Genomic DNA, 13,340 nt, shown 5'->3' on the forward strand with positions numbered 1-13,340 from the left:
GCTGACATGGATCAGGTACTCGGGCAGGTCCTCCGCAACGCGGTCTGGGAGCGCCTCGACATGCTGACCGACCTGGCGAACCGCGCCGACGCCCAGTCGCTCGTCTCGGTCGCGCGTTCCGAACTGCCCCGCTTGACGGAGGCGTGGCGCGCGATGCTGAAGATGCACGAGCCCGACGAGCGCGGCGACTGCCCCACCTGCTCGACCCGGTGGCACCGCTGCAAGGCGCCGTGCTCGGTCTGGCAGGTCGCGCACGAACACCTGGTCGCGGGCGGTCTGGCTCCGCAGCAGCAGGCTCCGGCGAGCCGGCTCCACGGGCGCCGCAAGAGCCCGGTGCCGACGCAGGACCGCGGTGTCCCGGCGCCGAGTGCGGCCGAGACCACCGGACGCCACGCGCTGGTGAACCCGCGCCGAGCGGTCACCGCCTGATCCACCCGGGTCGTCGCCACCTCCCGCGATGACGACCCGAGGCCGGTCCGGCACCCCGCTTTCCCGCCCGACAAGCCAACCCGATCCGCCCCTGATCCGGCGAGCGCGGCCGGCCGATCGCCCCATCGGACCCGCGCCGGCTCTCGCCCGGGCCGGGGACTGTTTCGCCCGCACCCCCGAGCAGCGCGAACCAGTCCTCGGCCGCACCACCCGGTCCCCACCGCGATTAATCGAAAAAAATACGCGTTAGGCCTAGCCCACGCGGTAATCCCCCGCTAGATTGATCATCGAGAGGCCTGGACCACTGGTTCGCCTCGACACGATCCGCCGCTCTGCTGATCCGAAGCTGTGCGGCCCTCGAATTCCGCGGGCCGGTGCCGTTGCACTCCCCTCCCCCGACCGGCACCGGCCCGCGGTTCCACTTCGAGTTCTAACGGACCGCCTTCACCCGCAGCACGAGCACCGCGGCCAGCAGCGTCGCGACGGCCGAAGCCGCGAAGAGGCCGGGATACCCACCCAGGTAGGCCAGCACCAGCGGCGTCAGCAGCGGAGCGACCACCTGCGGCAGCGAGTTCGCGATGTTGATGACGCCCAGGTCCTTCGCGCGGTCCTGCGCGGTCGGGAGCACCTGCGTCAGCATCGCGAGCGCGACCGCCATGTACGCACCGAAGCCGACGCCCAGCAGCGGTGACGCGGCGAGCGCGACCGGCCAGCTCTGCCAGACGACCAGCAGCAAAGCGGCCAATGCCATGACACCGGAGGCCGCAAGGACGTACGGCTTACGCCGTCCGGACTTGTCCGAGAAGTGCCCGGCGAGCACGGCGCCGATGACGAGCGCGACGCCGTAGAGCCCCATCATGATGAGCAGGCCGGTGTCCGGGTCGTCGTAGTGCACGGCGTCCTTGAGGAAGAAGAGCAGGTAGAGCGTCCCGAACGCGTTGCCGAGGTTGATCATGAAGTGGCACGACCAGGCCCACGCGAAGTCCGGGTGCCGCCGCGGCGAGACCCAGAGGTTGCGCAGGACCTCGCCCACCTGGGACGACGGCCGGAACTCGACCGGCAGGCGCGCGTCCGGCGTCCGGAGGACGAAGAACGCCGCGCCGGCGACGACGATGACCGCGCAAACCGCGTAGGCCAGTGGAATCCCGGCGATGCCGAGCATCACGACGACCACGACCGCGCCGAGCACCGTGCCGAGCATCTGCGCGATCCCGACGAGCCCGCCGACCTGCGCGCGCTGCCCGACCGGGACGCGGTCGGCGATGGCGGACATCAGCGTGGCGAGCATGCCGTTGAGCCCCGCCTGCACCAGGCACCAGCCGACGATCAGGATCGCGACGTTCGGCGCGAACGCCAGCACCAGCAGCCCGACGGTCGCGACGGCGGCGCCGATCACCGTCCACGGGTGGCGGCGGCCGAAGCGCGAGCACGTCCGGTCGGACAGCAGCCCGACGGCCGGGTTGACGACCAGCGCGACGACCGCGCCGACACCCATCACCAAGCCCAGGACGAACTCCTTGTTCGCCTGGTCGAGCAGTTCGGCCTGCTGGGGCAGCAGCACCTGGATCGGCGCGTAGATGCCCAGCCAGAGCGCGATGTTCGCGAAGAACAGCAGGCTCATCCAGCCGGGCCGCACCCGCACCACGGGCTCGGCGAGGGCTTCCGGCACACCGGTCGCCTCGGTCGTCTCACTGCTCATCGCGCACCAGCTTCCGGTACCAGTGGAACGAGTCCTTCGGCGTGCGCCGGAGGGTTTCGTAATCGACGTGCACCAGGCCGAAGCGCGGCGCGTAGCCCTTGGACCACTCGAAATTGTCCATCAGGGACCAGCAGAAGTAACCCCGGACATCGACGCCGGCGTCCATCGCCTCGCGCACGGCGACGAGGTGGCTGTGCAGGAAGTCGATCCGCTCGGGGTCGTGCACGCCGCCGTCCTCGGCGACGACGTCGGCGAAGCTGCAGCCGTTTTCGGTGATCTGGATGGGCGGCAGCTTGTCGCGGTAGCGCCGGTGGAAGTCGAGCAGCAGCTCGCGCAGGGCGTGCGGGACGATCGGCGAGTCGTTCGTCGTCATCGGGTAGCCCTCGATCGGGCGGAGCTCGAAGGGCAGCGGGTTGCCCGGCCCGGGCTTCGCGACGCCTTGGGGCTCGTAGTAGTTGACGCCGTAGAAGTCGAGCGGCTGCGCGATGGTCGGCAGGTCGTCGGCGAACCCGGCGGGGAGGTGCGCGTGGAGCTGCTCGGGGTAGCTGCCGAGCAGCACGGGGTCGGCGAAGAGGCGGTTGAGCAGGGCGTCGAGCCATTCGGCGGCGTCGTGGTCACCTTCGTCGGCCGGCCAGATCGGCGAGTGGTTGTTGGCGGTGCCGACGCTCGTCGCGCCGGCCGCGCGAAGGGCTTGGACGGCGAGACCGTGCGCGAGGTTCTGGTGGTGCGCGGTCGGGATGGCGTCGAGCAGGAGCGTCTGACCGGGTGCGTACTCGCCGATGCCGTAGCCGAAGATGGACATGACCATGGGCTCGTTGAGCGGAATCCACAGTTTCACCCGGTCGGCGAAGCGTTCTCCGAGGATGTGGGCGTACTCGGCGAAGCGCTCAGCGGTCGTGCGGGAGAGCCAGCCGCCGTCGTCTTCGACCGTCTGGGGGGTGTCCCAGTGGTAGAGCGTGACGACGGGAGCGATGCCGGCCTCGCAGACGGCGTCGATGAGCTTGTCGTAGAAGCCGAGGCCGTCGGGGTTGGGCGCACCGGTGCCGGTGGGCTGGATCCGCGGCCAGGCGATGGACATCCGGTAGGCGCCGACGCCGAGTTCCGCCATCAGCGCGATGTCTTCGGGGTAGCGGTGGTAGTGATCGGCGGCTACGTTCGCTTTTTCCCCGCGGGCGATCTTGCCCTCGGTCGCGGAGAATGTGTCCCAGATGGACGGTCCGCGCCCGCCTTCGCTGGTGGCGCCTTCGATCTGGAACGCCGAAGTGGAGACACCCCAGAGGAAATCGGGCGGGAAGATCGGGTTCTGCACCGGTGCTGACCCCTTCGTCAGGCCACCCGTACGGGTGAACATGAAAAGTTCTCATATACTAGGTCTTCACTCGTCCGTGGGGAAGCCCGTCGGCACGATAAAGTCCCAGATCAGACGAGGAGGAGTGCCGTGTCCGACATCCAGGCCGCGAAGGTGCCGGCAGAAGCCACCCCCTTGCGCCGTCAGCCGGTCCAGCAGCGCAGCGCGAAGCGAGTCGAGCAGATGCTCGACGCGAGCGCGGCGCTGATCGACGAACTCGGTTACGACGCACTGACGACAACCCTGATCGCCAAACGAGCGGGCGTGGCGGTCGGTTCGCTGTACCAGTTCTTCCCGGACAAGCGAGCGGTCGTGCAAGCGCTTACGGCCCGGAATTTGGAGCGGTTCGTAGGCGCGGTGAACGAGCGCCTGAAGCAGCTGGGGCCGGAGCACTGGTGGGACGTCGTGGACTCGATCCTCGACATCTACCTGGAGATGCACCGAACGGTTCCGGGCTTTTCGAAGGTCCACTTCGGCGACATCATCGACCGCCAGCTGCTGGACGAGACGCGCGACAACAACGCGGTGATCGTGGATTCGCTGACGGACCTGGTCGCCACCCAGGTGGACCGGCCGGTGGAGGACCTGAGGTTCGCGATCGGCATCGCCAACGAAGTGGCCGACGCGCTGCTGAAGCTGGCGTTCCGGAAGGAGCCTCGGGGGGACGAGAAGATCGTCGCCGAGGCGAAGTACGTGGTGAAGGGGTATTTGGCGGCGCGATTCGGGGAGCGTTCGTAGCTGTCCACAGAAGTTGTCCACAGGTATGCACAGCTGTGGACAACTCGGGTGTTTTGGGCCGGTCTGTCGGTGGGCGCCGATAGACTGGCTGTGGGGGTTCCCCCGGGGAGGGTGGGCTGCGTGTGGGCCCGGCCGGCGGGGGTCGGATGGGCATTGGTCTCGGAGGCGGCGATCGGCTGCCGGACCGGCGAGACGCCGACCATGGCTTAAGGCGAACCTGGACGAGCCCGAGGACGGGGCCGCTGCAGACCTCGAGCCTGGACGAGCGCAAGGTGGCGCCGTTGGGGGGGATCGCCCGGCCTCGGCCGGGATCCGGCTGAGCGGCATCTACGAAGGCTGCTCGTTCCACCCGGTGCCGCGCACGTACGTCGACGACGGTGATGAGATCGGCGGCATCTCGCTGAGCGCAAGGTGGAGTTCGACGCCCGAGTCAGCCGGCCGCCTCGGATGCCCGCCGATGCGGGGCGGCGCGCTGTGGGGGGCGGGAAGAGGATCAAGTGGGGACAGCGGTCACCGAGTTGGCACGGTCGTCGGCTGGGCGGCTGTCGAGCGGCGGCTCGATGTCGGGGCTTCCGGCGAAGGGCGAGTTCGTTCGCTAGCCGAAGTTCTGGTGCTCGCCCCGGTACGTCGGGACCGTTCGCTCCACCCGGTCGCCCATCACCAAGTGGTACTGCGTGAACCGCTCGGCCAGCTCGCCCGCCTTCGCGTGCCGCAACCACACCCGGTCGCCCAGCTGCAAGCTTCGCGCCGCTCGGCCCGTAACCGGCGTCTGGACTTCGCCCGCGCCTTCGAAGCCCAGCAGCTTCAAGCCCGTCGGCAAGTACGGCTTCGGGACTCGCGAATCCCCCGCTGGACCCGAAGCGATGTAGCCGCCCGAAAACAGCGTGGCGATCTTGCGCGTGGGGCGGCGGACCACCGGTAGCGCGAACAGCGCTGCCGGGCGGGGGCTGAACTTCGTGTAGCCGTCGAAGAGCGTCGGGCCGATCAAGCCCGAGCCCGCCGCGATCTCCGTGACCACCGCGTCCGCGCCCGTTGACTCGATGCTTCCGGTGCCTCCGCCGTTGACGAACTCCAGCGGCGTCACCGCCTGGACCGCGCGGACCGCCTCGCCGCGGCGGCGGTTCAGCTCCGCCGCCGAACGGCGCTGCATCCAGCCGATCACCAGCTGGTTCAGGCGCGCGCCCGCCGCGTCGCCGAGGCCCGCTATCTGGCCCTCGTACGCCATCACGCCCACCAGGCGGAAACCCGGGCGGGCCAACACTTGCTGCGCGAACGTTGCGGCCTGCTTAGGCGTGAAGATCGGGGACCGCCGCGTGCCGACGTGGACTCCCGGCAGGGGGCGCCACGACGCGTCCAGCTCCAGACAGACCCGGATCTCCGGGTGGCCGTGGCCGAGGGCCGCGTCGACCAGGTCCAGGTGCGCCGGCGAATCCACCATGATCGTGATCGCCGCGCGGGCTGTTTCGGACGCGGCCAGGCGGCGCAGGGCCTCGTGGTCGGCCGTCGGGTAGGCGACGACGATGTCATCGGTCGTGCCCAGCTCCGCGTGCCAGATCGCTTCCGCCAGCGAGTAGCACATCAGGCCTTCGAACCCCGGCATCGCGAGCACGCGCTCCAGCAACGCCCGGCAGCGGACCGACTTGCTGACCACCCGGATCGGCTTGCCCGCCGCGCGGCGGCGGAGGTCGTCGGCGTTCGCGTCGAACGCCGCCAAGTCGACCACGGCCAAGGGTGGATCGAGGTCCTTGGTCGCCAAGTCGTACACCGTCGCACTGGTCACGAGGTCTAAAGTACGACACGAAGGCTTGAAACGCGAATACCGTTCACATACTGTTTCGGGCACTCGACCGATGGAGGGTGCGCGCATGACCCGGTGGACCAACTGGGCGGGCACGGCGTCCGCGTCGCCGCAGCACGTTCACCAGCCGCGCAGCGCGGCCGAGATCGCGGCGGCCGTCGAAGGTGTCGCCGCGGCCGGCCGGACCGTGCGGCCCTGGGGCAGCGGGCACTCGTTCACCGCGATCGCCGTCGCCGACTCCGACGCGCTCGACCTGCGCCACTGGACCGGCATCGAGCGCGTCGACCTGGAAGCCGGGCACGTCACCGTCCGCTCGGGCACCACGCTCAAGCAGCTCAACGCCGAGCTCGACGCGCTCGGGCTGGCCATGACCAACCTCGGCGACATCGACGCGCAGACCATCGCCGGCGCGATTTCCACCGGCACGCACGGCACCGGCGCGCGGCTCGGCGGCATCGCCACGCAGATCGTCGCGCTGGAGCTCGTCCTCGCGGACGGCTCGGTCGTCACCTGCTCGGCCGCCGAAAAGCCCGACCTCTTCTCCGCCGCCCGCGTCGGCCTCGGCGCGCTCGGCGTGATCACCACCGTGACCCTGCGCTGTGAAAAGTCCTTCTACTTGCGCGCGCAGGAACGACCGGAGCCGCTGGAGCAGGTCCTCGAGGGCTTCCACGACTTCGCCGACCAGAACGAGCACTTCGAGTTCTACTGGTTCCCGTATGGCAAGAACGCGCTGGTCAAGCGCAACAACCGGTGCGAGACGGCCGAGCCGCTGAGCAAGGTCCGCGAGTTCGTGGACTACCGGATCATGGAGAACGTCGCGTTCGGCGGACTCTGCCGCACCGGCCGGCTGATGCCGCGGCTCGTGCCGTCGCTCGGCAGCTTCGCGTCGAACGTCCTCTCCGCGCGCGAGTACAGCGATGTCTCCCACCGCGTCTTCGTCACGGCGCGCAATGTCCGTTTCACTGAAACGGAATACGCTGTTCCACGTGAATCAGTGCTCGACGTGCTCGCCGAACTACGCGCGGTAGTGCCGACGCTGAAGGACCCGGTGATGTTCCCGGTCGAGGTGCGCGTCGCGGCGGCCGACGACATCTGGCTGTCGACCGCGCAGGGCCGCGACTCCGCCTACATCGCCATCCACCAGTTCGTCGGCATGCCGTACCGCGAGTACTTCAGCGCGTTCGAGAAGATCGCCGGCGCGGTCGGCGGCCGCCCGCACTGGGGCAAGATGCACGACCTCGACGCGGGCGTCCTCCGCTCGCGCTACCCGCACTTCGACGACTTCCTGCGCGTGCGCAAGGAAACCGACCCGAACGGCGTCTTCACGAACACCTACCTGGACCGCGTGCTCGGGCCGGCCTAGAACAACGCCGACACCGATTCGCCGTTGTGGATGCGGCGGATCGCTTCGGCCATCGCCGGGGCGATCGAGAGGATCTTCAGCTTCTCCGTGCGCTCTTCTTCGGGGACCGGGACCGTGTTGGTGCAGACGATCTCCAGCACCTCCGGGCGGCTGCCGATGCGCTCGATGGCGTTCGCCGCGAACAGGCCGTGCGTGCACGCCACCCGGATCGAGCGGGGCTTCAGCTCGGCCAGCCGGTCCAGCAGTTCGAGCACCGTGCTGCCCTTGGCGATCTCGTCGTCCAGCACGATCACGTCGCGGCCGGTGATCTCGCCGATGACCGACGTGATCTGGACGCGGTCGTCGGGGAAGCGCTCCTTAGCGCCGGCTGCGACCTGGGCGCCGAGGAGCCGCGCGAAGTGCGACGCCTCCTTCGCGTTGCCCAGGTCGGGCGAGACGACCGTGGTGCGCGAGAGGTCGTACTGACGGAAGTGCTTGGCCAGCTCCTGCAGCGCGTGCAGGTGGTCGACCGGGACGCTGAAGAAGCCGTGGACCTGGGGCGAGTGCAGCGTCATCGCGAGGACGCGGTTCGCGCCCGCCGTGGTCAGCAGGTCGGCGACCAGGCGGCCGCCGATGGAGATGCGCGGCGCGTCCTTCTTGTCCGAGCGCGCGTACGAGTAGTGCGGCATGACCGCGGTGATGCGGGACGCCGACGCGCCGCGCGCCGCGTCGAGCATCAGCAGCAGCTCGACCAGGTGCTCCTGCACCGGCTTGACCAGCGGCTGGATGATGAAGACGTCCCGCTCGCGGCAGTTCGCCTGCAGCTGGACCTCGAGGCAGTCGTTCGCGAACCGCCGGATCTCGACCGGACGCAACGGCACGCCCAGGTGTTTGCAGATCTCCTCGGCCAGCTCGGGGTGCGCGCTGCCGCTGAAGACGGCGATTTCTCTCGATGCCTGGGTGATCACAGTGCCGAAATCGCCTCGTCGATCGCGGTTTCGCCGGAAATCAGTTCCAGGGTGCGCCGCACGGACGCGGGCGCGTCGAGCAGGGCGGCGAGCACCGCGGCGACGTCGTCGCGCGGCACCTGACCGCGACCGGTCTTCTCGGCCAGCAGGACCGAGCCGGTGCCGGGGTCGTCGGTGAGCTGGCCGGGCCGGAGGATCGTCCAGTCGAGGTCGCGGGCCTTGAGGTCGTCTTCCGCCGCGCGCTTGGCTTTCAGGTAAACGCGGAAGTCCGCGCTGACGTCGGGGTTGTCCGGGTTGTCGGTCCCCATCGAACTGACCTGGATGTGCCGCCGGACCCCGGCCCGCTCGGCCGCTTCGGCGAGCAGCACCGCGGCGCCCCGGTCCACAGTGTCCTTGCGGGCGGGCCCGCTGCCCGGCCCGGCGCCGGCCGCGAAGATCGCGGCATCGGCCCCCTTCAGGACTTCGGCGACGGCGTCCACATCGGAGTTCTCCAGGTCCAGCACGACGCCCTGGGCGCCGGCGGCCTCGAGATCCCCCGCGTGAGCGGGTTTCCGGATGATCCCGATCGCTTCGTCACCGCGCGCGGCGAGCAAACGCTCGAGCCGCAGCGCGATCTTACCGTGTCCACCTGCAATGACGACTCGCATGAGTCGACCCTAGTGCGAAGCGGGCGCCTCGGCTGTGCGCAGGAGGTGGTCGTAGACCAGCTCGTTCACCAGACGGGAGACCGGGTCCTCGGCGAGCACGACGCGCTCGGTGCGGCCCTCGAGGTCGAGGTCGACGACCGCGTTCGGGTCGGCCGTCACGACCGCGAGGCCGTACGCGCGGGCCCGCGGGAGGCAGTTGCCGACGTAGTCCTCGGTGAGGACGGCCGGCGACGGGAGCACCATCGCGGCCTCGCCGTAGCGGGCGAACGGAACCGCGGAGGCCATCGCGGTGCGCCAGTGGCGCGCGACGGCCAGGACGCCGACGATCTCGGCGGCCGGGGCGGGGGCGGTTCCGGCCAGCTCCGGCCAGGTCCAGGTGTCGACGGTGGCGCGGTCGGCCACCGGGCCGGCACCCATCGCGATGCGTTCGGCGTGCACGTCGGTGCGGAGCTTGGCGACCACGCAGACCTTGCGGCCGAGGATCGTGATCTCGGGGAGGACGACGCCGTTCCAGCCCAGCTGGGCCGCGGCGGCGCGGGCGAGCTCGTCGACGCTCGCGGGGAGCTCGATCGGCGGCACCACGCGGCTCGGCATCGACCGGCTGCGCTTCGCGCCACCGGCGACCGTCGAGCGCTCGGTGTTCTGAGGTGTAGCCGCCACGAGTCCGCCTCCTTCTAACCTGCACCGCTTCGTGACCGGGGGAAACCGGCACCCAACCTGTCTAACAGCGCGGCGGCGCGGCGTCGCCGGGTAGTGCGAGTGGCTGCGATCGGCGGCGCCCAGCGGTCGATGACCGGTCGGTAGGCGGTCATCCGACTTCGGTCGAACGGTGCGGCCAACCGAGTGATCGCGGGGTGAGTGGCACTACGGAACGGTGCCATCCGACTACCCGGGGCAGAAATCGGCAAACCCGGTCCGACTAGCCCGTTCGGCGCAATACCGGGAAAATCCACAGTGGACGCGGGCCGCTGAGCTGCGGTTGTCCGGCGTCACCCACATGGCGGTGACTTGCGCCGCAGCGGTGACGCGGCCCCGCGACTAAAGTTACCGATCAGTCACTTAGTCGTCGCCGTGGAGGACCGATGCGCTCCCCGAAGGACTTCTTCGCCCCGCTCGCCCTGGGCGCGCCCGCTCCCGTGCGGGAGATCCCGGTGACGCCGTCCCGGATGATCCACTTCTTCGACCCGGGCAACGAGAAGATGGCGGCCAAGGTGCCGGACATCGCGAAGAAGGTCGACGTCCTGCTCGGGAACCTCGAGGACGCCGTCCGCGCCGACCGCAAGGAGGCCGCGCGCGCCGGGCTCGTCTCGATCGCGAAGGCGAACGACTTCGGGAAGACGCAGCTGTGGACGCGCGTCAACAGCCTCGACTCGCCGTGGGTGCTCGACGACCTGGTCACGCTGGTCACCGAGATCGGTGACAAGCTCGACGTGATCATGGTGCCGAAGGTCGAGGGCGCGCAGGACATCCACTACGTCGACCGGCTGCTGGCCCAGCTCGAGGCGCGCGCCGGCCTGACGAAGCCGTTGCTGGTGCACGCCATCCTGGAGACGGCGAGTGGCGTGGCCAACGTGGAGGAGATCGCCGGCGCGAGCCCGCGCATGCAGGGCATCTCGCTCGGCCCGGCCGACCTGGCCGCGAGCCGCCGGATGAAGACGACCCGCGTCGGCGGCGGGCACCCGGGCTACCTCGTGCGCACCGACCCGACCGGCGACGACCTCAACGAAGGCCGGACGACCTACCAGCAGGACCTCTGGCACTACACGGTCGCGCGGATGGTGGACGCCTGCGCGATGCACGGGATCCTGCCGTACTACGGGCCCTTCGGGGACATCCGCGACGTCGTCGCGTGCGAGGACCAGTTCCGCAACGCGTTCCTGCTGGGCTGCGTCGGCGCGTGGAGCCTGCACCCGGTGCAGATCGACATCGCGAAGAAGGTGTTCTCGCCTTCACCGTCCGATGTGGCCTGGGCGCGCCGGGTGATCGCCGAGATGGGCGACGGTACGGGCGCGGTGATGATCGACGGGAAGATGCAGGACGACGCGTCGGTGAAGCAGTGCCGCGTGGTCGCCGAACTGGCCGACGCCCTCGCGGCCGACGACCCCGAACTCGCGGCCGCCTACGACGCCGCCACCAAGGAGATCCTCGGATGACCACGCCCCGACGCTCTGTCCTCTACATGCCCGGCGCGAACGAAAGAGCGCTGGAGAAGGCCAAGACGATCCCGGCGGACGCGCTGATCCTCGACCTCGAGGACGCCGTCTCCCCCGACGCCAAGGAAGCCGCGCGCGAACGCGTCTGCGCGGCCGTGGGCAACTACGGTTCCCGCGAAGTGACCATCCGGGTCAACGGCCTGGACACCGAGTGGCACGACGCCGACCTGCGCGCGGCCGCGTCGGCGGGCCCGGCCGCGGTCGTCGTCCCGAAGGTGAACTCGGCGGCCGAGGTGCACAACATCGAGCGCGCGCTGGAGCTCGGCGGGGCGCCGGAGCGCACGAAGATCTGGGCGATGGTCGAGACGCCGGTCGCGATGCTGCACGCGGAGGAGATCGCGGCGGCGTCCGAGCGGCTGACCGTGCTGGTGATGGGCACGAACGACCTGGCGAAGGAGCTGCACGCGGAGTTCGTCCCGGGCCGCGGGCCGCTGCTCGGCGGGCTGTCGCTGTGCCTGCTGGCCGCGCGAGCTACCGGCAAGGTGATCCTCGACGGCGTCTACAACGACGTGAAGGACCTCGAGGGCTTCGAAGCCGAGTGCGAGCAGGGCCGGCAGTACGGCTTCGACGGCAAGACGCTCATCCACCCGGCGCAGGTCGACCCGTGCAACCGGATCTTCGCCCCGTCCGAGGCGGAGATCGACCGCTCGCGGCGGATCATCGAGGCCTTCGAAGAGGCGCGCGCGGCGGGACGCGGCGTGGTGACCGTGGACGGCCGGATGATCGAGAACCTGCACGTCGACAACGCGCGGCGGGTGCTCGCGCTGGCCGAGGCCGTCAAGGGCTGAGGTCACTTCGGCAGCTCGTCCGTCCATTCGCCACTGACGGCGTACTTGTCCCCGTTCGCGTCTCGGACCGGTTTGCCGTTCGCGTCCAGGAACACCGACGAGCCGTCGACCTGGCCGGTCGCCGGGTCGACGACCAGGCGGCCGCCGCCGGGCAGCCGCACGCTCCGGTCGTCCAGCGCGTGCACGCCCGGGTCCGCGGCGATCGCGCGGAACGCCGCCGCCCGGACCGCCGGGGGCGACGGCACGACGGAGACCAGGTCGATCAACGACTGGAGCACCAGCGTGTCCCGCTGGTTCGCGGGAACGCCGTGCCGCGTCAACCCGTCCGCGAGCCAGTCGCGCAGGGCCGCCGGGTCGGCGGGCAGCGTCAAGATCGTGCTGAGGGTGACGTCGTCGTCGCCGTTGATCCGGATGGGCCGCGGGCGAGGCATGATCTCGGCCTTGCCATGGGTGTTTTCGCCGCGGTACCACTCCTGCCCGTCGGTGGTGGTCCAGTACTCCCAGGTCTCCTTGCCGACCTTCGTCGTCGAGTGCCAGTACTTGCCGGTGCCGACCTGGGCGTGCTCGGCGACCTCGGCGGCGGCCAGCAGGACCGCCGGACCGGTCTCGACCGGTGCCACGGCCTGGGGCGGAGTTTCGACGGGGGCGGCGGGCCGGGTCACCACCACGACCCCGGCGACGACCGCCGCGGTGGCGACGAGACCGGCGCCGATCGCGAGCGGGCGGATCCGCCGGCGGCGGAGCATCCGGTTCTGCAGCCGGTGCCGGCTGCGGTCGACGACGTCCTGGGACGGCTCGTCAGGCAGGAGCGCCGTGCGCAGGGTCTCGAGGTCATTCATCGGTGGCCTCCGGAGCGAGAACGGGGGTGAGCTTCTTGCGGGCGCGCGTCAGCCGGGAGCCGACTGTGCCCGGGGAGATGCCGAGTGCCTGGGCCACTTCGGCGTAGCCGAGGTCGGCGAGGGCGACGAGCAACAGCACGTCACGCTCGCCCGAGGTGAGCCGGGCCAGCGCTTTCCCCAGCTGCCCGGCCACGACGACGCGGTTTTCGTGTCCCTCCTGGGGCCGGGGCGTGTCGAGCCGCGAGAGGGCCCGGTAGTGGCGGGCTTCCTTCCGCCGGTGTCTCGACACCAGGTTCGTCGCGATGCCGAACAGCCAGGCGCGCAGCTCGCCGCGGGCGGGGTCGAACGTCCGGCGGCGGTCGAACGCCACCAGGAACGTCTCGGCAGCGACGTCCTCCGCGACCTGCGCGCCGAGCCGGCCGGCGACGTAGCGGTAGATCTCGGCGAAGTGGCGGTCGTGCACCTCGGTGAACTGGTCGATGCCGGTCACCGGGGCTGCCTCGGTCATGGGGTTCCTTCCCGTCGGCGACA

Annotated in this window: 13 protein-coding genes; 5 read left to right on the plus strand and 8 right to left on the minus strand. The window is 70.2% G+C overall.

Features of this window, described 5'->3' with window-relative positions:
- Positions 1–6 precede the first annotated feature (6 nt).
- Entirely contained in the window at positions 7–429 is a 423-nt protein-coding gene (locus ACIRSS_RS33300; protein ID WP_400901765.1) for a hypothetical protein, read from the plus strand.
- 430 nt (positions 430–859) lie between these two features.
- Here the strand turns inward: ACIRSS_RS33300 and ACIRSS_RS33305 are convergent, their stop codons facing one another.
- On the minus strand, positions 860–2,128 hold the full coding sequence (locus ACIRSS_RS33305) for an MFS transporter (RefSeq protein ID WP_400901767.1): 1,269 nt from the start codon (positions 2,126–2,128) through the stop codon (positions 860–862).
- Entirely contained in the window at positions 2,118–3,437 is a 1,320-nt protein-coding gene (locus ACIRSS_RS33310) for a GH1 family beta-glucosidase (protein ID WP_400901975.1), read from the minus strand. Before ACIRSS_RS33310 ends, ACIRSS_RS33305 begins: the two co-directional genes overlap by 11 nt.
- Positions 3,438–3,566: 129 nt before the next feature.
- Here ACIRSS_RS33310 and ACIRSS_RS33315 point away from each other — a divergent pair, with 129 nt between their 5' ends.
- Positions 3,567–4,214, plus strand: coding sequence for a TetR/AcrR family transcriptional regulator (locus ACIRSS_RS33315; protein ID WP_400901769.1), 648 nt, complete (start codon positions 3,567–3,569; stop codon positions 4,212–4,214).
- Between the two features lie 595 nt (positions 4,215–4,809).
- On the opposite strand, the gene ACIRSS_RS33320 is transcribed toward ACIRSS_RS33315, so the two are convergent.
- On the minus strand, positions 4,810–5,994 hold the full coding sequence (locus tag ACIRSS_RS33320; RefSeq protein WP_400901771.1) for an amino acid deaminase/aldolase: 1,185 nt from the start codon (positions 5,992–5,994) through the stop codon (positions 4,810–4,812).
- 85 nt (positions 5,995–6,079) lie between these two features.
- On the opposite strand from ACIRSS_RS33320, the gene ACIRSS_RS33325 reads away from it, so the two are divergent.
- On the plus strand, positions 6,080–7,375 hold the full coding sequence (locus tag ACIRSS_RS33325) for a D-arabinono-1,4-lactone oxidase (protein WP_400901773.1): 1,296 nt from the start codon (positions 6,080–6,082) through the stop codon (positions 7,373–7,375).
- Here the strand turns inward: ACIRSS_RS33325 and ACIRSS_RS33330 are convergent.
- From ACIRSS_RS33330 to ACIRSS_RS33340, 3 genes are read right to left on the minus strand one after another with little or no spacing between them, the layout of a single operon-like run.
- Positions 7,372–8,322, minus strand: coding sequence for a ribose-phosphate diphosphokinase (locus ACIRSS_RS33330; RefSeq protein ID WP_400901775.1), 951 nt, complete (start codon positions 8,320–8,322; stop codon positions 7,372–7,374). The two genes, ACIRSS_RS33325 and ACIRSS_RS33330, sit on opposite strands and share 4 nt — an antisense overlap.
- Positions 8,319–8,969, minus strand: coding sequence for an NAD(P)H-binding protein (locus ACIRSS_RS33335; RefSeq protein ID WP_400901777.1), 651 nt, complete (start codon positions 8,967–8,969; stop codon positions 8,319–8,321). The genes ACIRSS_RS33330 and ACIRSS_RS33335 overlap by 4 nt, the downstream gene beginning before the upstream one ends.
- A gap of 9 nt (positions 8,970–8,978) precedes the next feature.
- Positions 8,979–9,629, minus strand: a complete 651-nt coding sequence (locus ACIRSS_RS33340) for a hypothetical protein (protein WP_310968275.1) — start codon at positions 9,627–9,629, stop codon at positions 8,979–8,981.
- A 422-nt stretch (positions 9,630–10,051) separates the two neighbouring features.
- Here ACIRSS_RS33340 and ACIRSS_RS33345 point away from each other — a divergent pair, with 422 nt between their 5' ends.
- Positions 10,052–11,122, plus strand: coding sequence for an HpcH/HpaI aldolase/citrate lyase family protein (locus ACIRSS_RS33345; protein WP_400901779.1), 1,071 nt, complete (start codon positions 10,052–10,054; stop codon positions 11,120–11,122).
- Positions 11,119–11,970, plus strand: a complete 852-nt coding sequence (locus ACIRSS_RS33350; protein WP_400901781.1) for an HpcH/HpaI aldolase/citrate lyase family protein — start codon at positions 11,119–11,121, stop codon at positions 11,968–11,970. Before ACIRSS_RS33345 ends, ACIRSS_RS33350 begins: the two co-directional genes overlap by 4 nt.
- Before the next feature lie 2 nt (positions 11,971–11,972).
- Here ACIRSS_RS33350 and ACIRSS_RS33355 read toward each other — a convergent pair whose 3' ends face one another.
- On the minus strand, positions 11,973–12,809 hold the full coding sequence (locus tag ACIRSS_RS33355; protein WP_400901783.1) for a CU044_5270 family protein: 837 nt from the start codon (positions 12,807–12,809) through the stop codon (positions 11,973–11,975).
- The gene (locus ACIRSS_RS33360; RefSeq protein WP_400901785.1) at positions 12,802–13,317 is read right to left on the minus strand and encodes an RNA polymerase sigma factor; all 516 of its coding nucleotides are present in this window, start codon (positions 13,315–13,317) and stop codon (positions 12,802–12,804) included. The genes ACIRSS_RS33355 and ACIRSS_RS33360 overlap by 8 nt, the downstream gene beginning before the upstream one ends.
- Between the last annotated feature and the right edge of the window lie 23 nt (positions 13,318–13,340).

The sequence above is a fragment of the Amycolatopsis sp. NPDC101161 genome, from assembly GCF_044768185.1.
Classification (GTDB): Bacteria; Actinomycetota; Actinomycetes; order Mycobacteriales; family Pseudonocardiaceae; genus Amycolatopsis.